At 73.2% G+C, this 22115-nt stretch carries 18 protein-coding genes, 3 tRNA genes and 1 pseudogene; 7 read left to right on the forward strand and 15 right to left on the reverse strand.

From position 1 onward, the window contains the following. Positions 1 to 87 precede the first annotated feature (87 nt). The 6 genes and pseudogenes from ACZ4U4_RS24215 to ACZ4U4_RS24240 form a co-directional block, all read right to left on the reverse strand. Complete coding sequence (locus tag ACZ4U4_RS24215; RefSeq protein ID WP_467877996.1) at positions 88 to 1014, reverse strand: ribokinase; 927 nt, start codon at positions 1012 to 1014, stop codon at positions 88 to 90. A gap of 136 nt (positions 1015 to 1150) precedes the next feature. Further along, positions 1151 to 3144, reverse strand: a pseudogene (locus ACZ4U4_RS24220) (ABC transporter permease/substrate-binding protein). Beyond that, positions 3137 to 4825, reverse strand: coding sequence for a sugar ABC transporter ATP-binding protein (locus ACZ4U4_RS24225; RefSeq protein WP_467877998.1), 1689 nt, complete (start codon positions 4823 to 4825; stop codon positions 3137 to 3139). The pseudogene ACZ4U4_RS24220 and the gene ACZ4U4_RS24225 overlap by 8 nt, the downstream one beginning before the upstream one ends. A 261-nt stretch (positions 4826 to 5086) precedes the next feature. After that, positions 5087 to 6121, reverse strand: coding sequence for a LacI family DNA-binding transcriptional regulator (locus tag ACZ4U4_RS24230; RefSeq protein ID WP_467878000.1), 1035 nt, complete (start codon positions 6119 to 6121; stop codon positions 5087 to 5089). Between the two features lie 557 nt (positions 6122 to 6678). Next, complete coding sequence (locus ACZ4U4_RS24235; protein WP_467878002.1) at positions 6679 to 7107, reverse strand: organic hydroperoxide resistance protein; 429 nt, start codon at positions 7105 to 7107, stop codon at positions 6679 to 6681. 272 nt (positions 7108 to 7379) lie between these two features. Continuing rightward, positions 7380 to 8399 (reverse strand): NADP-dependent oxidoreductase, encoded by a 1020-nt coding sequence (locus tag ACZ4U4_RS24240; protein WP_467878005.1) that lies wholly within the window; start codon positions 8397 to 8399, stop codon positions 7380 to 7382. A gap of 87 nt (positions 8400 to 8486) precedes the next feature. Between ACZ4U4_RS24240 and ACZ4U4_RS24245 the strand changes: the two genes are divergently transcribed. The 4 genes from ACZ4U4_RS24245 to ACZ4U4_RS24260 all read left to right on the forward strand — a co-directional run bounded on the left by ACZ4U4_RS24245 (position 8487) and on the right by ACZ4U4_RS24260 (position 11569). Continuing rightward, on the forward strand, positions 8487 to 8918 hold the full coding sequence (locus ACZ4U4_RS24245; protein WP_467878008.1) for a MarR family winged helix-turn-helix transcriptional regulator: 432 nt from the start codon (positions 8487 to 8489) through the stop codon (positions 8916 to 8918). Positions 8919 to 9031: 113 nt separating this feature from the next. Beyond that, positions 9032 to 9685 (forward strand): mycothiol-dependent nitroreductase Rv2466c family protein, encoded by a 654-nt coding sequence (locus tag ACZ4U4_RS24250; protein ID WP_467878010.1) that lies wholly within the window; start codon positions 9032 to 9034, stop codon positions 9683 to 9685. A 107-nt stretch (positions 9686 to 9792) separates the two neighbouring features. Then, positions 9793 to 10389: a hypothetical protein gene (locus ACZ4U4_RS24255; RefSeq protein ID WP_467878013.1), complete on the forward strand. Its 597-nt coding sequence runs from the start codon at positions 9793 to 9795 to the stop codon at positions 10387 to 10389. Between the two features lie 148 nt (positions 10390 to 10537). Further along, positions 10538 to 11569 (forward strand): rod shape-determining protein, encoded by a 1032-nt coding sequence (locus tag ACZ4U4_RS24260; protein ID WP_467878015.1) that lies wholly within the window; start codon positions 10538 to 10540, stop codon positions 11567 to 11569. 29 nt (positions 11570 to 11598) lie between these two features. Here the strand turns inward: ACZ4U4_RS24260 and ACZ4U4_RS24265 are convergent, their stop codons facing one another. Both ACZ4U4_RS24265 and trxA read right to left on the reverse strand, forming a co-directional pair. Then, positions 11599 to 12189, reverse strand: a complete 591-nt coding sequence (locus ACZ4U4_RS24265; RefSeq protein ID WP_467878017.1) for a histidine phosphatase family protein — start codon at positions 12187 to 12189, stop codon at positions 11599 to 11601. Beyond that, on the reverse strand, positions 12186 to 12611 hold the full coding sequence (trxA, locus tag ACZ4U4_RS24270) for a thioredoxin (RefSeq protein ID WP_467878338.1): 426 nt from the start codon (positions 12609 to 12611) through the stop codon (positions 12186 to 12188). The genes ACZ4U4_RS24265 and trxA overlap by 4 nt, the downstream gene beginning before the upstream one ends. 308 nt (positions 12612 to 12919) lie before the next feature. Between trxA and ACZ4U4_RS24275 the strand changes: the two genes are divergently transcribed. Next, positions 12920 to 13492: a VOC family protein gene (locus ACZ4U4_RS24275; RefSeq protein WP_467878019.1), complete on the forward strand. Its 573-nt coding sequence runs from the start codon at positions 12920 to 12922 to the stop codon at positions 13490 to 13492. 94 nt (positions 13493 to 13586) lie between these two features. Here the strand turns inward: ACZ4U4_RS24275 and ACZ4U4_RS24280 are convergent. From ACZ4U4_RS24280 to ACZ4U4_RS24290, 3 genes are all read right to left on the reverse strand, one after another. Then, positions 13587 to 13660: transfer RNA gene (locus ACZ4U4_RS24280), tRNA-Ile, on the reverse strand. Positions 13661 to 13839: 179 nt separating this feature from the next. Further along, positions 13840 to 13912: transfer RNA gene (locus tag ACZ4U4_RS24285), tRNA-Asn, on the reverse strand. Between the two features lie 5 nt (positions 13913 to 13917). Next, a tRNA-Asn gene (locus ACZ4U4_RS24290) sits at positions 13918 to 13990 on the reverse strand. 260 nt (positions 13991 to 14250) lie between these two features. Between ACZ4U4_RS24290 and ACZ4U4_RS24295 the strand changes: the two genes are divergently transcribed. Together ACZ4U4_RS24295 and ACZ4U4_RS24300 are read left to right on the forward strand one after the other, a co-directional pair. Then, a complete protein-coding gene (locus tag ACZ4U4_RS24295) occupies positions 14251 to 14550 on the forward strand; it encodes a YtxH domain-containing protein (protein ID WP_467878021.1) in 300 nt (99 codons plus the stop codon). Between the two features lie 81 nt (positions 14551 to 14631). Next, the gene (locus ACZ4U4_RS24300; protein WP_467878023.1) at positions 14632 to 16116 is read left to right on the forward strand and encodes an FGGY family carbohydrate kinase; all 1485 of its coding nucleotides are present in this window, start codon (positions 14632 to 14634) and stop codon (positions 16114 to 16116) included. Positions 16117 to 16120: 4 nt separating this feature from the next. On the opposite strand, the gene ACZ4U4_RS24305 is transcribed toward ACZ4U4_RS24300, so the two are convergent. The 4 genes from ACZ4U4_RS24305 to ACZ4U4_RS24320 form a co-directional block, all read right to left on the reverse strand. Next, positions 16121 to 17440, reverse strand: a complete 1320-nt coding sequence (locus ACZ4U4_RS24305; RefSeq protein WP_467878025.1) for an RNA polymerase sigma factor — start codon at positions 17438 to 17440, stop codon at positions 16121 to 16123. Between the two features lie 248 nt (positions 17441 to 17688). After that, on the reverse strand, positions 17689 to 19590 hold the full coding sequence (gene dnaG, locus ACZ4U4_RS24310) for a DNA primase (protein ID WP_467878027.1): 1902 nt from the start codon (positions 19588 to 19590) through the stop codon (positions 17689 to 17691). A 48-nt stretch (positions 19591 to 19638) separates the two neighbouring features. Beyond that, positions 19639 to 20661 (reverse strand): pyridoxal-phosphate dependent enzyme, encoded by a 1023-nt coding sequence (locus tag ACZ4U4_RS24315; RefSeq protein WP_467878030.1) that lies wholly within the window; start codon positions 20659 to 20661, stop codon positions 19639 to 19641. Positions 20662 to 20670: 9 nt separating this feature from the next. After that, positions 20671 to 21933 (reverse strand): NAD(P)/FAD-dependent oxidoreductase, encoded by a 1263-nt coding sequence (locus ACZ4U4_RS24320; RefSeq protein ID WP_467878033.1) that lies wholly within the window; start codon positions 21931 to 21933, stop codon positions 20671 to 20673. Positions 21934 to 22115 lie beyond the last annotated feature (182 nt).

Here is a 22115-nt window from a genome sequence, read left to right on the forward strand (position 1 = left end):
GGCGGGAGCCCCCGCCCGGGCCCGCCCCTGGTGCCCCTGCGAGGTGCGCGTCGTACGGCCGCGTCCGCCGCGCGCCCCGTCCACCGTTCAGCTGTGCGGCAGGGCGTCCAGGTCGGCGAGGGTCGGGTAGGAGGGCTGGGCGCCGGGCCTGGTGACGGCGGCGGCGCCGACGCGTACGGCGAAGCGGGCGGCGTCGGGCAGGCCATCGCCGCGGGCCAAGCGGGTGGCGAGGGCGCCGGTGAAGGCGTCGCCGGCACCCGTCGTGTCGACCACGTCGACCCTGACCCCGGGCACCTCGTGCAGGCCCGCCCCGTCCAGCAGCAGGGCGCCGTCGCCGCCGAGGGTGACGACGACGGAGCGGGCACCCAGCTCCCGCAGAGCGTACGCCCAGTCCTGCGGGGTGCCGTCGACGGCACCGGAGAGGCGGCGGGCCTCGTGCTCGTTGACCACCAGCGGGTCGGCCACCGCCAGGAGTTCGGGGTCCAGTCGCTCCGGCGCCGGGGAGGGGTTGAGGACGACGCGGGTGCCGCACTCCTCGGCAGTCCCGGCGGCCGCCCGGACGGTTTCGATCGGAATTTCCAGCTGAAGGGAGAGAACGGTGGCAGCGGCGACGGTCTGCCGGGCGGCGGCGACGTCCTCCGGGGTGAGCGCGGCGTTGGCACCGGGCGAGACGACGATGCTGTTGTCGCCGTCCGGGCCGACGATGATCATCGCGGTGCCGGTGCGGGCCGCCGCGTCGACCACGACCGGCGTCACATCGGTCCCGGCCGCACGCTGCGCGGCGAGCAGCAGGTCACCGTACGCGTCCTTGCCGACCCGGGCCAGCAGCGCGGTCCGGCCGCCGATCCGGGCCGCCGCCGCGGCCTGGTTGGCGCCCTTGCCGCCGGCCGATTCCACCAGGTCGGTGCCGAGCACCGTCTCCCCCGCGCCGGGCCGCCGGTCCACCCGTACCGTCAGATCCGCGTTGGCCGAACCGACCACCAGGACGTCGTACCTTCGCCCCGCTCCGCTCATCACCTTCACCGCTCCGCTCTCTCGTGTCTGTCGGGAAAATTTTGCCCGCCGCGTGGCCCGGTGGCGGTTCGCGGGCCACCGGGCACCCGTGGCGCGTACCGCCCGGGCGGCGCAGGCGGGGCCGGGCGCGGTCCGGTCAGCCGTCGAACGATGCCGCGTTGTCCGCCGACACCAGGACGACCGGCACCTTCACGGAGGCCGGCAACTGCTCACCGCGGGCGGCCTTGAGCGCCCAGTCCACCGCCTTCTTGCCGAGCAGTTTGGGCTGCTGGGCGACGGTGGCGGTCAGCGTGCCCCGGCGCACGGCTGTCACGCCGTCGGGGGTTCCGTCGAACGCGACGACCTTGACGTCCTTGCCGGAGCGGGCCCCGAGCGCCTTGGACGCGCCGAGCGCCATCTCGTCGTTGGCGGCGAAGACCCCGCCGATGTCGCGGTGGGCCTGGAGCATGTTCGCCATCACGTCCATGCCCTTGGTCCGGTCGAAGTCGGCGGGCTGGCGGGCCACGACCTGGATGCCGGGGTACTTCTTGATGCCCTCCTCGAAGCCCTGACCGCGCTCGCGGGCCGCGGACGTCCCGGGCTGGCCCTCCAGGAAGGCCACCTTGCCCTTGCCGCCCAGCGATTCGGCGAGCGTCTTCGCGGCGAGGCGGCCGCCCGCGACGTTGTCGGAGGCGATCGTCGAGCCGACCTTGCCGCCGTTGACACCGCGGTCGATGGAGATGACCGGGACGTCCGCCCGGTTGGCGACACCGACGGCGGGTACCGCCGCGTCCGAATCGACCGGGTTGATGATGGCGGCCCTGACGTCCTGGCTGGTGAACGTCTCCATCTGGTTGATCTGCTGGGTGGGGTCGTTCTGCGCATCGGTGATGTTGATGTGCAGCCCCCGGGCGTCCGCCTCCGCCTGGGCGCCTTCCTTGACGCCGACGAAGAACGGGTTGTTGAGCGTGGAGAGCGCCAGGCCCAGATCGGTGTCGCCACCGCGGTCGCAGCCCGCCAGCCCCAGCGCCAGCCCGGCCGCCGCAGCGACCGCCGCACACCGTACGCCCCACCGGCGGCCCGCTCCGGCCCGTCCCGTACGGGGCTGCGCCTCGCGGCCTCCGGTCGCCGCGTTCCGGGCGCTCACCGGGCGCTCCGGCGGCGCAGCGTGTCCAGGAGGACGGCGACGGCGATGACCAGGCCGGTGGCGACCTGCTGCCAGAACGCCGAGACGCTCAGCAGGTTGAGGCCGTTGCGGAGCACCGCGAGGATCAGGGCGCCGATGAGGGTGCCGGACGCCTTGCCGGAGCCGCCGGAGAGGCTGGCGCCGCCGATGACGACGGCGGCGATGGCGTCGAGTTCGTACCCGGACGCGGCCTGCGGCTGCGCGGAGGTGAGCCGGGCGGCCAGCACGATACCGGCGACCGCCGCGAACAGGCCGGAGAGCGCGTAGATGACGAGCTTGCGGCGCTTGACGTGGATGCCGGAGAGGCGGGCCGCCTCCTCGTTGCCGCCGATCGCGAACATCGCCCGGCCCGTGTACGTACGGGCCAGGACCACCGCGGCGATCAGCCCCATCGCGATCATCACGAGGACGGGGACCGGCAGCCAGCCGCCGAGGGTGTCACCGAGCGCACTGACCGAGGAGGGGAACGGAATGGGCGTACCGCCGGAGACGACCAGCGCCAGACCGCGGCCGACCGACAGCATCGCCAGCGTCGCGATGAACGCGGGCAGCCTGCCGTACGCCACGAGCGCGCCGGAGACGAGACCCGCGGCCACGCCGACCGCCAGGCCGAGGAGGACCGCGCACCACACCGGCAGTCCCTCGTTGCTCGCCGCCCAGGCGACGACGGTCGCGGACAGCGCGGCGACCGAGCCGACGGACAGGTCGATGCCCGCGGAGACGATGACGAAGGTGACACCGAAGGCGAGGATCGCGGTGACGGACGCCTGGACGCCGACGTTGAGGAGGTTCTGGCCGTTGAGGAAGTCCTTGGAGAGCACGGCCATCACCACGACGAGCGCGATCAGACCGCCCAGCGGACCGTTCTTCAGGACCGCCCGGGTGAACCATCCGCCGAGCGCGGCACCGCGGCTCGCCTCCAGGGCCGGAGGTGTCTCCTCCGGCGTCTTCAGCAACTCAGTCATCGGAGCCCTCCATCGCGCTCTGACCAGGGGTTTTCATGGGGTTCTGCGGGGTGGCGGACGGGACGGTGCCCGCCGGACCGGCCGCCGATGCCGCCTCGGTGGGGGCTTGGCTCCCGACGGCCAGTTCCATGACGGCGTCCTGGGTGGCCGCTCCGGCGGGGAGCTCACCGGCGATCCGTCCCTGGGCCATGACCAGCACCCGGTCGCTCATGCCGAGCACCTCGGGCAGATCGCTGGAGATCATCAGGACCGCGCAGCCGGCCGCGGTCAGCTCGTTGATCAGCTGGTAGATCTCGACCTTGGCGCCGACGTCGATACCGCGCGTCGGCTCGTCGAGGATCAGCAGCCGGGTCTCGGTCAGCAGCCACTTACCGATCACGATCTTCTGCTGGTTGCCGCCGGAGAGGGTGCGGGCGCTCTGCCCCAGACCGCTCATCCGGACCTTCAGCTGCGCGGCGACCGCGGCCGCCTCCCGCCGCTGCCCCCGCCGGTCGACCAACCCGCCGCGGGTGTCCCGGTCCAGCCGGGCCAGCACCAGGTTGTCCTGCAACGAGGCATCGAGGACCAGGCCCTGGCCCTTGCGGTCCTCCGGCACCAGGCCGAGCCCGGCGCGCATCGCCGCCCGTACGTCGCCGGGGGCCAGCGCCTTGCCGTCGACCTCGACGGTGCCGGCGTCATAGCGGTCCACCCCGAAGAGCGCCCGCGCGACCTCCGTACGGCCCGCGCCGACGAGTCCGGCGAGGCCGACCACCTCGCCCGCCCGCACCTCGAAGTCGATGCCCTCGAAGACGGGACGGGCCGGTGCGCCCTTGCTGCTGCGCACTCCGTGCCTGGTCAGACCGCGTACGCGCAGCAGCGGTGCGCCCGGGGCTCCGGGCCGCAGACGCGGGTACTGCTCGGAGATGTCGCGGCCGACCATCAGCCGGATCAGCTCGTCCTCGTCGGTGGTGGCCGGGACCTCGGCGACGGAGCGGCCGTCGCGCAGGACGGTGACCCGGTCGCCGAGGGCGCCGATCTCCTCCAGGTGGTGGGTGATGAAGATGATGCCCACGCCGTCCGCGCGCAGCTCCCGCACGATGCCGAAGAGGGTGTCGACCTCCTCGGAGGTGAGGACCGCGGTCGGCTCGTCCATGATCAGGACGCGGGCGTCGAGGCTGAGCGCCTTGGCGATCTCCACCATCTGGAGCCGGGCGATGCCCAGTTCGGCGACCGGGGTGGACGGGGAGATGTCCAGGCGGACCCGGCGCAGCAGCTCGGCGGCGCGCGCCCGCATGGTCTTCCGGTCGACGAGTCCGAGCGCGGTGCGCGGCTGCCGTCCCAGGAAGATGTTCTCGGCGACGGTCAGGCCGGGGACGAGGTTGAACTCCTGGTAGATGGTGGCGATCCCGATCCGTTCCGCGTCCTGGGCGGAGCGGATGTGCACCTCGTGGAGTCCGTCGGCGCTGCCGTCCGCGCCTCCGGCGGCGAGGATGCGTCCCTGGTCGGGGCGGTGGGCGCCGGAGAGCATCTTGATCAGGGTGCTCTTGCCCGCACCGTTCTCGCCGAGCAGGACGTGCACCTCACCGGAGCGCAGGCTCAGGTCCACGCCGTCCAGCGCGCGCACGCCGGGGAACGATTTCGTCACCCCCTCGACGCGCAGCAGTTCGCGGCCGCCCGGTACGTCGTCTTTGACGCCGGTCATGCGCTGCCCTCTCTTCCTCGGGTGTGGTGCTCGGGTTTCTCGTGCTCGGGTGGTGGGGTGGGATACGGGTGGACGGGTGGCGCACTCGGGGCGCCGGATCCGGGTGATGCCGCCGGGCTTTCGCCGGACGCCCGCCCGGCGCCTTACCGGAACGGGGCCCGGGGACGCGGCAGGCGGCGAGAACGCTCCGGTCCGCCGTCGGCCCGGCGGCGGCCGACGGTCGCCCGGGCGGTCAGCCCGGAAGTGCGCGGGACGGCCGGCTCATACGGCATCGGCGGGGCTGGGCACGGGCACCCGGCTCCCGGTCGGTTCGCCGCACGAGCTGCGGGCCACCAATCGCGCCGGGAGCAGCACCGATTCGGCCTCCCGGCCCTCGATACGGGCGAGCAGCGTGTGCACGGCGGCCCGTCCCAGCTCGCGGGTGGGCTGGGCGATGGCGGTCAGCGGCGGGTCGGCGTGGCGGAACCACGGGACCTCGTCGTAGACCACCAGCGCCATGTCCTCGGGGATGCGCAGCCCCCGTGCGCGCAGTTCGTCCATCGCGCCGAGCGCCATGAGGTTGTCGGTGGCCAGCACCGCGTCCGGCGGCTCGGGAAGCGCGAGGAAGGTACGCATCACGGCGCGGCCGCCGGTGGGCTGGAGGTCCGGGGTGGCGCCGACGCATGCGTCGGGGAGCGCGATGCCGTGTGCGGCGAGTGCGGTACGGAACAGCCGCAGCCGTTCGTCGCCGGTGGGCGTACCGGCGGGTGCCACGATGATCGCGGGGCGGCGGCGTCCGAGGGCGGCGAGGTGTGCGGCGAGGTCGGTGAGGGCCTCCCGGCCGTCGGCGCGTACGCACGGGGCGTCGATGCCGGGCACGATCCGGTCCAGCAGCACCAGCGGCGTGCCGGAGGTGACGACCTCGCCGAGCATCGCGGAGCCGGTGCCCGCCGAGCTGACCAGCAGCCCGTCGATCTGCCGGTCGAGGAGCGTGCGGATGTAGTCGTCCTGCTGCTCGGGGCGTTCACCGGCGTTGCCGATGACCAGGCTGTAGCCGAGGCTGCGGGCCTCGTCCTCGACGGCGTCGGCCAGTTCGGTGAAGAACGGGTTGGTGAGGTCGCCGATGATCAGCCCCAGCGTGCCGGTCCGCGCGGTGCGCAGGGCCCGGGCGACGTTGTTGGGGCGATACCCCAGCTCCCGCACGGCGGCGAGCACCCGCTCCCGGGTCTCGGCCACGGGACTGTTCCCGTTGAGCACCCGTGACACGGTGGCGACCGAGACCCCTGCCCGTTCCGCCACGTCCTTGATGTTCGCCATGGCGCCGTTGCCATCCTCTGCGTGCGATCGACGTGTAATCGATTTCTCGGGGGATACGAAATCGATTACACAAGGGCTCCGTCAAGACGGTTGCGGCGTGGCCTGCATCACGTGAGGGAGGGCACTTCGGGCCGCGCGGGCGCCCCTTCGCAGCCGGGCGAGGGCGGCGAGGTGCACCGGGGAGGGTGGGTCCGGGAGGGCTCGACCAGCCGGTCGTGCGGCTGGGTGATCACGGGCGCCGATGCTGCGGCCGAGGAAGCGGGAACAGGCCGGCCAGGACCACCTGCCGCTGCCGCTCCGAAGGCGCGCGCCGATGACGGCCGGTCAATGTCACGGAGAAAGTGGCAACTTGAGGCGCCGACCATCAACTCCCATGGGAAGCAGAGCTCCTGAAGCCACATCGCCCACCCAGGAAAACCCGAAGGCCGCCCCCGTACGGATACGGAAGCGGCCTTCAGGCTTGCTTGCGACCCTGCTGCCCAGCTGTGCCCCGCTGCCCTGACACTCGGCAGCGTCGGCGAGTTGCGGCTACCCGGCCCGCTCGGCGGCGTCCCAGATCAGGCGACCGTCAGCGTGACCTCGATGTTGCCGCGGGTGGCGTTCGAGTACGGGCAGACCTGGTGGGCCTTCTCGATGAGGTCCTTGGCGGTGGCGGCGTCGACACGGGGGATCGAGGCGGAGATCTCGACCTTGAGGCCGAAGCCGCCGGCCGGGGTCTTGCCGATGCCGACATGGGCGGTGACGCGGGAGCCCGAGACGTCGGCGTTCTCCCGGCGGGCGACGACGCTGAGCGCACCCTGGAAGCAGGCGCTGTAGCCCGCGGCGAACAGCTGCTCCGGGTTGGTGCCCGCGCCGCTGCCGCCCTGCTCCTTGGGCGGGTTGACGATGACGTCGAGCTTGCCGTCGTCGCTGGAGACGCGGCCGTCGCGGCCGTTCTCGGCAGTGGCGACGGCGGTGTAGACGACCTCGACCGGCTGGATGGACATAGGAATCCTCCTGTGGTTCGCCGCGACTCGCGCCCACGATCGCGACGGCTTGCCCCGAGCCTAACGGTCCGCCCGTGGGCACGGCATGACGAGCTGTGAAGCCGAACCCACCCGGTGGCGTCGGCTGATGCCGCCGGCCCGGCCGGGACCGGGCCGACCACCGGCCGAAGCCCGCCGAGTCCGCAGGCCCGAGGCCGTACGCCGGTCACTTCGGCGCACGGCCCGGCGACGCCCACGACGGGAGCCGGAGGCGGTCGGTCGGCTCCGGACGGTCAGTCGGCCACGGTCACGATCATCTTGCCGGTGTTCTCGCCGCGGAGGAGGCCGAGGAACGCCTCGACGCCGTTCTCGATGCCGACGACCTCGGTCTCGCGGTACTTCAGCTCACCGGACCGGATCCAGCCGGAGACCTCCTCGACGAACTGCGGCTGCAGCGCACCGTGGTCGGCGACGAGCAGCCCCTGGAGGCGGAGCCGCTTGCCGATGACCAGCGCGAGGTTGCGCGGGGCGGGGGTGGGCTCGGTGGCGTTGTACATCGAGATCATGCCGCAGATCGCCGCCCGGCCATGGACGTTGAAGGAGCTGATGGCCGCTTCGAGGTGGTCGCCGCCGACGTTGTCGAAGTAGACGTCGATGCCGTCGGGTGCGGCCTTCTTGAGCTGCTCGGAGACCGGGCCGTTCTTGTAGTTGAACGCCGCGTCGAAGCCGTACTCCTCGACGAGGAGCTCGACCTTCTCGTCGGAGCCGGCCGAGCCGATCACCCGGGACGCGCCCTTGAGCTTGGCGATCTGGCCGACCTGGCTGCCCACCGCACCGGCCGCGCCGGAGACGAAGACCGCGTCCCCCGCCTTGAAGGAGGCCACCTCCAGCAGACCCGCGTAGGCGGTCAGGCCGGGCATGCCCAGCACGCCGAGGTAGGCGCTCAGCGGGGCCAGCGCAGGGTCGACCTTCGCGGCGCGCTTCCCGTCGAGGACCGCGTACTCCCGCCAGCCGCTGCCGTGCAGCACATGGTCACCGACGGCCACGTCGTCGGAGCGCGAGGCGATGACCTCGCCGACCGCGCCGCCGTCCATGGGCTGGTCCAGCTGGAACGGGGGGACGTAGGACTTCACGTCGTTCATCCGGCCGCGCATGTACGGGTCGACGGAGAAATGCCGGGTGCGGACGAGGATCTGGCCCTCGCCGAGCTCGGGCACCGCCGCCTCGCGCAGCGCGAAGTCGTCCGGCGTGGGCCAGCCGTGCGGGCGGGCGACGAGGTGCCATTCACGGCCGGTCGTGGGCAGTGCGGACATGACGCGATCCTTCCTGATGCTTCAGTAACTGAAACAACCATGCCTCTGAATATTTCATGCTGTCAAGCAATTGGGTATCCTGTGGGTATGACTCCGCGCGCAGACCACCTGACCGTCGAGGTCGTCGATCTCATCGGCACCGTCGTCGCCCGTTACCACGAGGAGTACGAGCACGCGGCGTCGCAGCACTCCCTCACCGGTGCGCAGGCCCGGGTGCTCGGCCTGCTGAGCACCGAGCCGCTCCCCATGCGGCGGATAGCGCAGCGCCTGAAGTGCGAGCCGTCGAACATCACCGGCATCGTCGACCGGCTGGAGTCCCGCGGGCTGGTCGAGCGGCGGCCCGATCCCGCCGACCGCCGGGTGAAGCTGGCCGCACCGACGGAGGAGGGCAGACGCACCGCCGAGGCGCTGCGCGGTTCGCTGCACTTCGCGCGCGAGCCGCTGAGCCGTCTGACGGTCACCGAACGGACGCTGCTCAAGGAGCTGCTCCAGCGGATGCTCGGCACCGCCCCGGAGTGAGCGGCCCACGGCGCCGGGCCCGCCCCGCCCCGGCCCGGCGGCGACCGGTGGCCCACCGCCACGGACGGAAAGTGGCCCGGGCGCCCCGCCGCGCCGCGGCATAGCCTGAGCCCATGACCGAGATCACCGCCCCGGAAGACCGCGCCCCGCAGCCCGGGGGCGACCGCCACACCGTCGACTTCTACTTCGACCCCATCTGCCCGTTCGCCTGGATCTCCTCCCGGTGGATCCTGGAGGTCGAGCGCCACCGCGACCTGGATCTGCGGTTCCGGGTCATGAGCCTGTCCGTGCTGAACGAGGGGCGCGAGGGCCTGCCGGAGAAGTACCGGGCGCTGCTGGACGAGGGATGGGGCCCGGTCCGGGTCTGCATCGCCGCGGCGGCCGGGCACGGCGAGGCGGTGCTGCGCGATCTCTACACCGCGCTCGGCACCCGGCTGCACAACGAGGCCCGCGAGGACACCGCGAACGTGATCCGGGAGGCGCTGGCCGAGGTCGGGCTGCCCGCCGCGCTGGCCGGCGCGGCCGAGACCGACCGCTACGACGAACTGCTGCGGCAGAGCCACCACGAGGGCATGGACCCGGTGGGTGAGGACGTCGGCACCCCGACGATCCACATCGACGGGGTCGCGTTCTTCGGGCCGGTGCTGATGTCGATCCCGCGCGGCGAGGACGCGGTACGGGTCTTCGACGGCGCCCGGCTGCTCGCGGGCTACGACCGGTTCTTCGAGCTGAAGCGGACCCGCACCGGGGAGTTCGACTTCAGCTGACGGCCGCGGGCGGCACTCCACCGGTCGCCGCGCCGCCCGCCGCCCGCTTCCCAACTCCCGTACCGCACCGCCACGGTGGCGCGCCCCCCACCCCACCCTGCGCAACGATGGGCCCCATGAACCCGAACTCCGGCTCCCCCGACCCGCTGCCCGGGCCGCTCGCGTTCCAGCTGGTGCTGTTGCGGCGGATGGCCGACCACCAGCCCGGGCTCGTCGAGGCGGCGCTGCGGGAGCTGGGGGTGGACCGCGCCGGGCAGCGCGAGGCCAACAAACGGTGGCAGGCCCGGCTGCACGCACCCGGGGCGCGCACCGGGACACGGCCCTACCGCGCGCTGCTCGGGACGCCGGAGACCGTCACGACCCGGCGGATCGGCGATCTGACCTGCGAGGCGCTGCGCTGGCCGGTGCCGCTCTGGCCCGAGCTGCGGTTCGAGGTGCTGACCGCCCCGGGCGGCGCCGTCTGGAACGCCTGGCTGGTCCGCGCGCCCGGCGCCCCCGCCCCGCGGCTGCGCACCGCCGACGACCTCACCCCCTGGTCCTGCACCGTCGACGAGGCCGCCCGCGCCTTCGCCCCGGCCCGCCCCATGGAGGGCGACGCCCCGAACCGCTGGAACCTGCGGGCCACCGTCCCCGACCCGGCGGGCGAACTCCGCCCCGCGGTCCTGGAGTTCACCTGGGGCCTCTTCCAGCGCCGGCTGAGCTGACGCCGCCGCGGGGCCCGTTCCGGCAGGCACCGGTACGTCCCCCGACCGGCCCTCCCCAACGCGCAGCGGACGGACGGCCGCCACAGGATGGCCGGGAGTGCTCCTCGCGACGCTCCGTCCGTACCGGCCCACAGGGGAGGAATCTTCCATGACCATCAGCCTCGCCCAGCTGCGCCGTTGCTCGGTCGCCGTCGACATCGGGGCGTCCCGGACCCGCGTCTACCTCAAGAACCAGGGGCTGATCGTCGACGAACCGACGGTGGCCGCCGTGAACGTCCGTACCGGCGCGCTGCTGGCCGTCGGCAGCGACGCCGCGGTGATGGACGGCCGGACGCCGGAGTACATCCGGGTCGTCCGGCCGGTCGCCAACGGCACGGTGGTCGACATCGACATGGCCCAGCGGCTGCTGCGGCATCTCGTCGGCAACAAGCTGCGCCGGACCTGGCGGCGGCGCCCCACGATGCGGGCCGCGGTCTGCCAGCCGTTCGGCAGTGAACCGCTGGCGCAGCGCGCCGCGGTGGAGACGCTGAGCGGGCTGGGGGCGCGGCGCGTGGAGCTGGTCGACACGCTGGTGGCCGCGGCGGTCGGCTGCGGACTGCCGGTCGAACAGCCCGAGGCGACCATGATCGTGGTGTGCGGGGCGGGCACCACCCAGATCGCGGTGCTCTCCCTGGGGTCGATCGTGGCGGCGGAGACCGTGGCCGTGGGCGGCAACGCCATCGACCACGCGGTCGTCCAGCATCTGCGCCAGCACCACGAGGTGCACCTGGCCAGCCGCGCGGTCCGGCCGCTGCACCTGATGCTCTCCAGCACCGGCGGCCTCACCTCCGGGTCGACCGAGGTGCACGGCCGCGATGTGGTCAGCGGGACGACGCGGTGCGTACAGGTGGACACCGACCGGGTCCGGCACGCCATCGCGACTCCGCTGACGGCGATCCTGGACGGCATCGGGGCGGTGCTGCGCCGCTGCCCGCCCGACCTCGTCGCCGACCTCGGCGAACGCGGCATCATGCTGGCCGGCGGCAGCGCGCTGATCCCGGGCCTGGAGTCGATGATCCGGGAGGCGACCACGGTGCCGGTGCACATCGCCGACCGGCCCGACACCTGCGCCGTCCAGGGGCTCGGCGCGATGATCGAGGGCAAGGTCGAGCCGATGCACCTCGACCCGATGGCGCCCTGACCCCGCGCCCCGGGCCGGACGCGGCAGGGCTACCGGGCGTTCCAGGCCACCACGGCGGGCCGGTCGTGCTCCGTGCCGAGGACGCCGACGGCGCCGGTCCCGAACGTGAACAGCGCCCCCGCGGACGGCGGCAGACCGAGCCGGCGGGCGGTGAGCACCCGCAGAAAATGTGCGTGCGCGACGAGGGCGACATCCCCGTCGCCCTGCTCCAGCAGCGGCAGCACCCGCGCCAGCACCGCGTCCGCGCGCGCCCCGACCTCCTCGGGCGACTCCCCGGGATGCCCGTCGGGCCCCGGAACGGCGCCGTCGGTGAAGAGGAACCAGTCCGGCCGCTCCCGCTGGATGTCCGGCGTCGAGACGCCCTCGTAGCCGCCGTAGTCCCATTCGCGCAGACCGTCGTCGGTCCGCGCGCCGTCCAGCCCCGCCAGCTCCGCGGTACGGCGGGCCCGCGCCATCGGGCTGACGCGGACGGCGGCGATCCGCCGACGGGCGAGGAACGGCCGCAGGGCGCGGGCCTGCTCCTCGCCCTCGGCGGTGAGCGGCAGATCCGTCCAGCTGGTGTGCCGGCCGTCCCTGCTCCACTCGGTCTCGCCGTGCCGGATCAGCAGCAGCTCACTCACTTCTCCTGCGCCTGCTCGGCCTGCTCGGCCTGCTGCGCCTCGGCGACCGAGGCGCGGACCTCGTCCATGTCCAGACCGCGGGCCTGCCCGATGACGTCCTCCAGGGCGGCCTCCGGCAGCGCCCCGGGCTGGGCGAACACGGCGATGTTGTCGCGGACGATCATCAGCGTGGGGATCGACTGGATCTGGAACGCCTGGGCCAGCTCGGGCTGCGCCTCGGTGTCGACCTTGGCGAAGACCAGGTCGTCGTGCTTGTCGGAGGACCGCTCGAAGACCGGACCGAACTGCTTGCACGGGCCGCACCACTCGGCCCAGAAGTCGATGAGGACGAAGTCGTTGCCGGAGACGATCTCGTCGAAGTTTTCCTTGGTCAGCTCTACGGTGCTCATGGGGTCTCCCTGCTTGCGACTCTGTACCTGTATGTCCGGTCCGTATCCAGCTGCGGCAACGAGATCACCCCGCACCGTATTCCGCACGTCGGACCGTCCCGCTCCCCTGCCCAGGGCGCGGCGTCCTAGACATCCCGACAGCACCCGGTTGACGTGGCACGCAGCACACTTGGCGGGCGGCCCGGACAGGATCGATCCGGGCGTTGCCGGAGGTCACGGCGTACGGGGCGTTGATCGGACGCTGAGCCGCCCTTGACCGGCGGGACCCAGCGTGGAGGCGTGGCCGCCTCCGCAAGGGGGATGCCACCGGAAACACCCCAACGTCCTGAGGAAGTACGCACATGGCGCCCGTCTCCCACTCCGAGTTCCAGCTCGGCGGGGTCAACCACCTCGCACTCGTCTGCTCCGACATGCAGCGCACCGTGGACTTCTACTCCGGAGTCCTCGGCATGCCGCTGATCAAGACCATCGAACTCCCCGACGGCAGGGGGCAGCACTTCTTCTTCGACTGCGGAGGCGGGGACAGTGTGGCCTTCTTCTACTTCCCGGACGCCCCCGCTCCGGTGCCCGGCGTCTCCGCCCCTGTCCATCTGCCCGGCGAGGGCGAGATCGTCAGCGCGGTCGGCTCGATGAACCACGTGGCCTTCCACGTACCGCCGGAACTGTTCGACGCCTACCACGCCAAGCTCGCCGCCAAGGGCGTACGGGTCAGCCGGGTGCTCAACCACGACGACAGCCCCATGGGCGTCGCACCCGCCCTGCACGAGGGCGTGTTCGTGCGCTCCTTCTACTTCCAGGATCCCGACGGGATCCTGCTGGAGTTCGCCTGCTGGCTCCGCCGCCCCGCGGGCGAACCGGAGAATGTCACCCACACGCCCCTCACGGGGGCGTCGCCCGCGTCCGCCGAATCTTGACCTAAGCGGGTGAGCGCGGGCCGCCACTACGGAGTGGCGACCCGCGCTCTTACGTTTCCGCAGGTAGGAACGGTGTGACGTCCCTGCCGCGCGGTGGGGCGGGTGGGGCTCGAACCCACGACCGACGGATTATGAGTCCGCTGCTCTGACCGGCTGAGCTACCGCCCCCACACGGCGCGCCGCGCACATTTGTGCGCGCCGTCTGCCGCAGCATAGCCGCTCATACGATCTGTTGCCCGTGTGGGCTGCCGTCCGGCGACTGTGCACGGTCAACAGGACTTCACCCATGGGGCTTTCGGTTCCCGGCATACGGAAAAGGACCCCTTTCGGGGTCCTCTTCGGTGTTGCTCCCCCGACTGGACTCGAACCAGTAACCCTCCGGTTAACAGCCGAATGCTCTGCCAATTGAGCTACAGGGGATCGCGCTCCCCCGACTGGACTCGAACCAGTAACCTGCCGGTTAACAGCCGGCTGCTCTGCCAATTGAGCTACAGGGGAATGCTGCGTGTGCCTCGAATGCTCCGTCGGCCGGAACTCCGGACGGCGTGCGCTCGCTGCGACACATACATTAGCGCAAGCAGGGGGGTGCTCCGCCAATCGGTATCGCCAGCGGCGATCACCGGCCCCGCAGGGCAGGCGCGCGGCACAGCCCACAGGTCCGGTGCACCGGCACCGGACGCGACCGGACGCCATCGGCGGGCGGCGCCGCGGGAGCCCTCCCGGCGGGCGCCCCGCCGACGACAGGAAAGGGTGGAGCGATGCGCTACCGGCTCACGTTCATCGCGGGACTGGCCGTCGGATATGTGCTCGGCACGCGGGCCGGACGGGAGCGGTACGAGCAGCTGCGCAAGGCGGCCCGGCGGGTCGCGGAGAACCCCGCGGTCCGCAACACCGCCGAAACCGCCGCGCTGGGCGGCCGGCAGGCGGCGACCAAGGCGTTCGACAAGGTTTCGGCCAAGGTCGGGGACCGGATGCCGCAGGCGGTCACCGACCGGGTCCGGTCCCTGCGTGAGCAGCGCGACACCGACCCGGACGACTGGGGTACGAGCAACACCTGAGGGCGCGCGTTCTTTCCCCGTGGCGGCCGTCGTAAACCCTGAGGCGCCCCGGGCCCGCCGGATGGGGCATCATCTGGGGCCATGGGGAAAGTCGCCGGGTTGGACAGTTCTTCCGAGTGCACACGGATCGTGGTCTGCGATACCGATACCGGTGCCGTCATCAGGCGGGGGTACGCGCCGCACCCCGCCGAGAAGGGGCCCGAGGTCGACCCTCAGGCGTGGCTGATGTCACTGGGTGAGGCCGCCGGGAACGGCCTGCTCGAAGGCGTCCAGGCGATCGGGGTCTCGGCGCAGCAGCACGGGTTGGTCCCGCTGGACGCCGAGGGCGGGCTCGTCCGGCCGGCGCTGGTGGGCAACGACAAACGTGCGCAGAGCGCCGCGGCCGATCTGGCGGACTCGCTCGGCGGCCGGGCGGCGTGGGCGCAGGCCATCGGGGCGGTGCCGCAGGCGGCGCACCCGGTGACGAAGCTGCGCTGGCTGGCGCGGAGCGAACCGGCGAACGCCGCCCGGATCGCCGAGGTCATGCAGCCGCACGACTGGCTGGCCTGGCAGCTGCTGGGCCGCCCGGCACGGCGGACGACGGACCGGGGCGGCGCCTCGACCACCGGATTCTGGTCGGCCGCCGCCGAGGCGTACCGGCCGGACCTGGTGGAGCTGGCGCTCGGGCACCAGGTGCGGCTGCCGGAGGTGCTCCGCCCCTGGGGGACCGCGGGCTTCACCCCGGAGGGGCTGCTGATCTCCGCCGGTACGGGCGAGACGATGGCGGCGGCGTTCGGGCTCGGGGTGGGCGTCGGCGACGCGGTGATCTCGCTGGGCGCGTCCGGTTCGGTCTTCAGCATCCACCACGAGGCGCTGGTCGACGCCGAGGGCACCATCACCTCGTTCGCCGACGCGACCGGCCGCCATCTGCCGGTGGTGCACACCAGCAACGCGGTGCGGGTGCTGCGCGGCACCGCCGAGATGCTCGGGACGGACCTGGAGGGGCTGTCGGAGCTGGCACTGCAGTCGACGCCCGGTGCGTACGGCATGGTGCTGCTGCCGTATCTGGAGGGTGAGCGGACGCCGCATCTGCCGCACACCGCGGGGTCGTTGCACGGGATGCGCCGGGAGAGCATGAAGCCGGAGCATCTGGCGCGCGCCGCGGTCGAGGGGATGCTCTGCGGGCTCGCGGACGCGCTGGACGTGCTGCGCGGCCGGGGCGTGACGGTGCGCCGGGTCTTCCTGCTGGGCGCGGCGGCGGAGCTGACCGCGGTGCAGGCGGTGGCGCCGGCGCTCTTCGGGGTGCAGGTCGTGGTGCCGCAGCCGGCCGAGTACGCGGCGCTGGGTGCGGCGCGGCAGGCGGCGTGGGCGCTCGGTGCGGCGCACGGCTCGCTGCCCACCGCCGAGCCGGGCGGTCCCGCGGAGCCGCCGCAGTGGCCGGCGGCGGCGAGCCAGGTCTTCGAGCCGGGCGAGGAGCTGCCGGTGGGCCAGGCGGTGCGTCAGCAGTACGGGGCGGTGCGGGACGAGGCGTATCCGGGGGCGTTCGCCACCGCGGCGCCCGCGGAGGCGTTCGTACCGGAGGGGTGAGGCGTCAGTCGAGGTAGCCGCGGAGCTGGTCGGCGTAGGCGTGGTCGCGGAGCTTGCCGAGGGTCTTGGACTCGATCTGGCGTATGCGTTCGCGGGTGACGCCGAAGAGGCGGCCGATCTCCTCCAGGGTGCGGGGGCGGCCGTCGGCGAGTCCGTAGCGGAGCTGGACGACGCGGCGTTCGCGTTCGCCGAGGGTGGACAGGACGGCGTCGAGATGTTCGCGGAGCAGGAGGAAGGCGGCGGATTCGGCGGGTGAGGGGGCGTCGCCGTCCTCGATGAGGTCGCCGAAGGAGACGTCGTCCTCCTCGCCCACGGGGGCGTGCAGCGAGACCGGTTCCTGGGCGAGGCGCAGCACCTCGGCGACACGTTCGGTGGTCAGGCCCAGCTGGGCGGCGATCTCGCCGTGGGACGGTTCGTGGCCGGTCTCCTGGAGGAGGCGGCGCTGGGTGCGGACCACGCGGTTGATCAGCTCGACGACGTGCACCGGGACGCGGATGGTGCGCGCCTGGTCGGCGAGGGCGCGGGACATCGCCTGGCGGATCCACCAGGTGGCGTAGGTGGAGAACTTGAAGCCGCGGGCGTAGTCGAACTTCTCGACGGCGCGGATCAGCCCCAGATTGCCCTCCTGGACGAGGTCGAGCATGGTCAGGCCGCGGCCGAGGTAGCGCTTGGCGACGGAGACGACGAGGCGGAGGTTGGCCTCGATCAGACGGCGTTTGGCCATCCGGCCGCGGACCACCAACGCGTCGAGGTCACCGGCGAGTTGGGAGTCGAGGTCCGGGGTGCGGGCCAGCTTCTCCTCGGCGAAGAGACCGGCCTCGACGCAGCGCGCGAGGTCGACCTCGTCGGCGGCGGTGAGCAGCGGGATGCGGCCGATCTCGCGGAGGTACTGGCGGAAGAGGTCGGCGGACGGGCCCGCGGTCTCGGGGCGCAGCGGCGGGCCGGGGGCGTCCTCCGGCTCGTCCTCGGGGACGCCCGCCTCCGGGTCGTCCGGGAGGTGTCCGGTGTCCGGCGGGGTGGTGCGGGCGGGGCCGGTGGGCTGGGCGGGGACGCGGAACGTGCCGGGGGCCGGGCGGGGGCTGTCCCGGCCGGCGGGGCCGCGGGCCGGGGCCTCCTCCCCCTGCGGCAGGGTCGTCCCGGTCGCGGCCTGCGGGGCGCCGGACGCCCCGGGGAGGATCTGGCTCTGCACGGGGGCGACCTCCAGGGGATTCGCTGCGCGGGCGGCAGAGTCCGGGAGCGGCGGCGGGCCGGCCGTCGTACCGCGAGTGGCCGCGGGCGGGAAGCGGGTGCGCGGGAGCTGATGGGGCGCGGCTGGCTCGCGCACCGCTTCTCAGTGTGGAGTACGACACAGGGCTGCCACGAGGGGCGTGCGAGCACTTTCTGAGTTCGTTCCGTTACCGTCCGGCTACGCCGGGGCGTCGGGCGGAGCGCGGCGGGTGGCTGTGCGGGGTGCCGGAGGTCTCTGGGGTTGGCGGGGCGGGTCCGGGGGCGGAAACGGCCGGAGGGGGCACGCGGTCGGGCGGGCGTACGGGGCCCGAGTGGCCGGTGCCGCGCCAGGGGCGAGCCCCCCGCCTACAGCGCCGCGTACCCCCGGTCGCGCAGGGACTGGCCGTACTGCTGGAGGACCCAGAGTTCGTTCTGGACGGCGGCGAGGTGTTCCGGGTCGGCGCGGGGGCCGAGGCGTTGGAGGGTGCCGCGGATCTCGGTGATGCGCTGATTGACCGCGGCGAGGCGGACGGCGACGAGCTGGACGCCCGCGTATGCCTCGTCCGGATCGCGGCGGGTGTGCAGCGGCTCGACGATCAACTCGGTGACCAGGGCGCGGACGGTGTCGTCCGGCGCGGCCTCGCGGACCCGCTGGACATAGCCGTCGTCGTGCGCGGCGGCGCCCCCGGCGTCCTCGATGCAGCGGCGGACGACGGCGTAGGGCGGGGCGGTGAACTCGTCGGTGCCGTAGGCGTCGAAGGCCGGGGAGACCAGGTCGGGGCGTTGGAGGGCGAGCTTGAGGAGTTCGCGCTCGACGCGGTGGGCGGGGCTGCGGAGGTTGAGCGCGGGGCCGCGCAGGCCGGGGGCGGGCGCCTCGGGGGCCGGGGCCTGGCCGCGGGGGGCCCGGCGGGGCTGGTCACCGCCGTCGCGGCCGCGCTCGCGGGCCCAGCGGGCGAGCTGGGCGACGCGGCGGACGACGAACTGGGTGTCGAGGATGCCGAGCAGCCCGGCCAACTGGACGGCGACCTCGTGCTGGGCGCCGCTGTTCTTGATCCGGGCCACGACGGGGGCCGCCTCGTCGAGGGCGGCGGCGCGGCCCGCGGGGGTCTCCAGGGCGTAGCGGCTCACGATCTGGCGGAGGGCGAACTCGAAGAGCGGGGTGCGGGGTTCGACCAGGTCGGCGACGGCGGCGTCGCCCTTGGCGAGGCGCAGCTCGCAGGGGTCCATACCGTCGGGGGCGATGGCGATGTAGGTCTCGGCGGCGAACTTCTGGTCGTCCTCGAAGGCGCGCAGGGCGGCCTTCTGGCCTGCCGCGTCGCCGTCGAAGGTGAAGATCACCCGGGCCGATCCGTTGTCCATCAGGAGTCTGCGGAGGATCTTGATGTGGCCCTCGCCGAAGGCCGTGCCGGAGGTGGCGATGGCGGTGGTGATGCCGGCGAGGTGGCAGGCCATGACGTCGGTGTACCCCTCGACGACGACCGCGCGGGAGGTCTTGGCGATCTCCTTCTTGGCCAGGTCGATGCCGTAGAGGACCTGGCCCTTCTTGTAGATCGGGGTCTCGGGGGTGTTGAGGTACTTGGGGCCGTTGTCGTCGTCGCGGAGCTTGCGGGCGCCGAAGCCGACGACCTCGCCGGAGATGTCGCGGATCGGCCACATCAGACGGCCGCGGAAGCGGTCGATGGGGCCGCGGCGGCCGTCCTGGGAGAGTCCGGAGAGGATCAGCTCCTTGTCGGTGAAGCCGCGGCCGCGCAGGAAGCGGGTGAGGTGGTCCCAGCCGGCGGGGCTGTAGCCGACGCCGAAGTGCTGGGCGGCGGCCTGGTCGAAACCGCGCTCGGCGAGGAAGCGGCGGCCGATCTCGGCCTCGGGCGAGTCCAGCTGCTCGATGTAGTAGGCGGCGGCGGCCTTGTGGGCCTCGACCAGGCGGGTGCGCTCGCCCTGCTGGCGGCCGGGGGCGTAGCCGCCCTCCTCGTAGCGCAGGGTGATGCCTGCTTGAGCTGCGAGGCGCTCGATGGTCTCGGCGAAGGAGAGGTGGTCGATCTTCATGATGAAGTCGACGGTGTCCCCGCCCTCCTGACAGCCGAAGCAGTGGTAGAGCCCCTTGGCGGTGCTGACGTGGAAGGACGGGGACTTCTCGTCGTGGAACGGGCACAGGCCCTTGAGGTTGCCGCCTCCGGCGTTGCGGAGCTGGAGGTATTCGGACACGACGGCGTCGATCGGGACCGCGTCCCGCACCGCCTTCACGTCGTCATCGTTGATCCTGCCTGCCACGCATGAATTCTACGGCCGGGCACCGACAGTCCCGTCCGGGCCGCCGGGTCAGGGGGCGTCGGGAGCGCCGCCCAGCACTTCCAGGAAGCGGTCGAGGGCGATGTTGCCGCCCGAGACGACGACGCCGACGCGGGGCGGGAGCGCCTCGACGCGGCCGCTGAGCAGGGCGGCGAGGGCGCAGGCGCCGCTGGGCTCGGTGACGATCTTGAGGCGTTCGAAGGCGAACCGCATGGCGGCGCGGATCTCGTCGTCCGTGACGAGCGCAACGGAGTCGAGGAGCCGCCGGTTGACCGCGAAGGTCAGCTCGCCGGGGATCTCGACGGCCTGGCCGTCGGCGATGGTGTGCGGCACGGGGATCGCGACGCGCTCCCCGGCGGCCAGCGAGCGCGCGGTGTCGTCGCCCGCCGCCGGCTCCACGCCGATCATGCGGATGCCGGGGACGAGGGCGGTGGCGGCGGTGGCGCAGCCCGCCATCAGGCCGCCCCCGCCGAGCGGCGTGAGCAGCGCGCCCAGCGGCCCGGTCTCCTCGATCAGCTCCAGGGCGGCGGTGCCCTGACCCGCGATGACGTCCGGGTGGTCGTAGGGCGGGATGAGGGCGAGGCCGCGCTCCTCGGCCAGTGCGCGGCCCAGGGCGGTGCGGTCGCCGGTGTAGCGGTCGTAGGTGACGACCTCGGCGCCGTAGCCCTCGGTGGCCTCGCGCTTGGAGCGCGGGGCGTCCTCGGGCATGAGGATGACGGCGGTGGTGCCCCGTTCGCGGGCGGCGAGGGCGACGGCCTGGGCGTGGTTGCCGGAGGAGTAGGCGGCGACGCCGCGGCGGCGCTGCTCGGGGGTGAGGCGGGCGACGGCGTTGTAGGCGCCGCGGAACTTGAACGCGCCGATGCGCTGGAAGGACTCGCACTTGAGGTGGACCTCGGCGCCCACCAGCGCGTCCAGGGTGCGCGAGCGCAGCACCGGGGTGCGGTGGGCGACGCCCGCCAGCCGGGCCGCGGCCTCCCGGACGGAGTCGAGGGTGACGGCCGCGGGGCCGGCGGGCGGGGTGGGGCCGCTGGGGCCCGAGGGGCGTGCGCTCATGGCGGCACGCTACGGGAGCAGGCTCTCCAGCGGTACCTCCGGATCGGCCAGAGCGGTGGGGTCCAACGGGTGGCCGGAGCGGATGAGTTGCTGGATCGGCCCGGTGACGTCCCAGACGTTGACGTTCATCCCGGCGAGCAGCCGTCCCTCGCGCAGCCAGAACGCGATGAACTCGCGCTTGGCGACGTCACCGCGGCAGACGACCTGGTCGTACGAGCCGGGCGGGGCGTAGCCGGAGTACTCCATGCCGACGTCGTACTGGTCGGAGAAGAAGTACGGGACGCGGTCGTAGGAGACCTCCTGGCCGAGCATGGCGCGGGCGGCGGCGGGGCCGCCGTTGAGGGCGTTGGCCCAGTGCTCGACGCGGATGCGGGTGCCGAGGGCCGGGTGGTCGGCGGCGGCGACGTCGCCCGCGGCGTAGATGTGCGGGTCGGAGGTGCGCAGCGTCGCGTCGACGGCGATGCCGCCGCCGTCGTAGCGGTCGACGAGGGCCAGTCCGGCCTGCTCGGCGAGGGAGGCGCGGGGGGCGGCGCCGATGGCGGCGAGGACGGCGTGGGCGGGGTGCTCCTCGCCGTCGTCGGTGCGGACGGCGAGGACCATGCCGTCCTGGCCGACGATCTCGGTGAGGCGGGCGCCGAAGTGGAAGCGGACGCCGTGTTCGCGGTGGAGGTCGCCGAAGAGGTCGCCCAGTTCGGGGCCGAGGGCGGCGTGCAGCGGCGTGGGCGCGGTCTCGACGACGGTCACCTCGGCGCCGTACGAGCGGGCCGCGGCGGCGACTTCGAGGCCGATCCAGCCGGCGCCGGCGATGACGAGGTGGCCGTTGTCGCGGCCCAGGGAGGCGAGGACGCCGCGCAGCCGCTCGGCGTGGGCGAGGCGGCGCAGGTGGTGGACGCCGGCGAGGCCGGTGCCGGGGATGTCGAGGCGGCGCGGCTCGGCGCCGGTGGCCAGCAGCAGCTTGTCGTAGACGATGAGGGTGCCGTCGCCCAGGCGTACGGTCCGGGCCTGCGGGTCCAGGCGGACGGCGGGCTGGCCGAGGTGGAGTTCGATGTCGGCGCCCGCGTACCAGGCGGGCTCGTGGACGAAGACGCTGTCGCGCTCCTCCTTGCCGAGCAGGTATCCCTTGGACAGCGGCGGGCGTTCGTACGGGTGGTCGCGCTCGTCGCAGATGAGGATCACCCGTCCGGTGAAGCCCTCCGCGCGGAGGGTCTCGGCGGCTTTCGCGCCGGCCAGGCCACCCCCGACGATGACGAACGTCTGGTGTGCTTCGACCACTTGCTTCCTCCTCGTTGTCGGTGCCGTCCGTCCGCTGCCGCGGCCGTGCACGTCGCCGATCGTTCCCCCGCTGTTCGGTCCCCCGCTTACGCTCCCCCGTTCTCCGTCCTCGTTACCGTGTTTCGCGGCCGGGTGCCGGTGCGGGTGTCGCGCCGGGCGACACCCACGTGGTGTCCGCGCGC

The organism is Streptomyces sp. NPDC029159, assembly GCF_055564055.1.

Bases quoted from the DNA above. Each gene is read 5' to 3' on its own strand.
- ACZ4U4_RS24215 (WP_467877996.1), bottom strand. From the start codon at position 1,014: ATGAGCGGAGCGGGGCGAAGGTACGACGTCCTGGTGGTCGGTTCGGCC.
- ACZ4U4_RS24225 (WP_467877998.1), bottom strand. From the start codon at position 4,825: ATGACCGGCGTCAAAGACGACGTACCGGGCGGCCGCGAACTGCTGCGC.
- ACZ4U4_RS24230 (WP_467878000.1), bottom strand. From the start codon at position 6,121: ATGGCGAACATCAAGGACGTGGCGGAACGGGCAGGGGTCTCGGTCGCC.
- ACZ4U4_RS24235 (WP_467878002.1), bottom strand. From the start codon at position 7,107: ATGTCCATCCAGCCGGTCGAGGTCGTCTACACCGCCGTCGCCACTGCC.
- ACZ4U4_RS24240 (WP_467878005.1), bottom strand. From the start codon at position 8,399: ATGTCCGCACTGCCCACGACCGGCCGTGAATGGCACCTCGTCGCCCGC.
- ACZ4U4_RS24245 (WP_467878008.1), top strand. From the start codon at position 8,487: ATGACTCCGCGCGCAGACCACCTGACCGTCGAGGTCGTCGATCTCATC.
- ACZ4U4_RS24250 (WP_467878010.1), top strand. From the start codon at position 9,032: ATGACCGAGATCACCGCCCCGGAAGACCGCGCCCCGCAGCCCGGGGGC.
- ACZ4U4_RS24255 (WP_467878013.1), top strand. From the start codon at position 9,793: ATGGGCCCCATGAACCCGAACTCCGGCTCCCCCGACCCGCTGCCCGGG.
- ACZ4U4_RS24260 (WP_467878015.1), top strand. From the start codon at position 10,538: ATGACCATCAGCCTCGCCCAGCTGCGCCGTTGCTCGGTCGCCGTCGAC.
- ACZ4U4_RS24275 (WP_467878019.1), top strand. From the start codon at position 12,920: ATGGCGCCCGTCTCCCACTCCGAGTTCCAGCTCGGCGGGGTCAACCAC.
- ACZ4U4_RS24295 (WP_467878021.1), top strand. From the start codon at position 14,251: ATGCGCTACCGGCTCACGTTCATCGCGGGACTGGCCGTCGGATATGTG.
- ACZ4U4_RS24300 (WP_467878023.1), top strand. From the start codon at position 14,632: ATGGGGAAAGTCGCCGGGTTGGACAGTTCTTCCGAGTGCACACGGATC.
- ACZ4U4_RS24315 (WP_467878030.1), bottom strand. From the start codon at position 20,661: ATGAGCGCACGCCCCTCGGGCCCCAGCGGCCCCACCCCGCCCGCCGGC.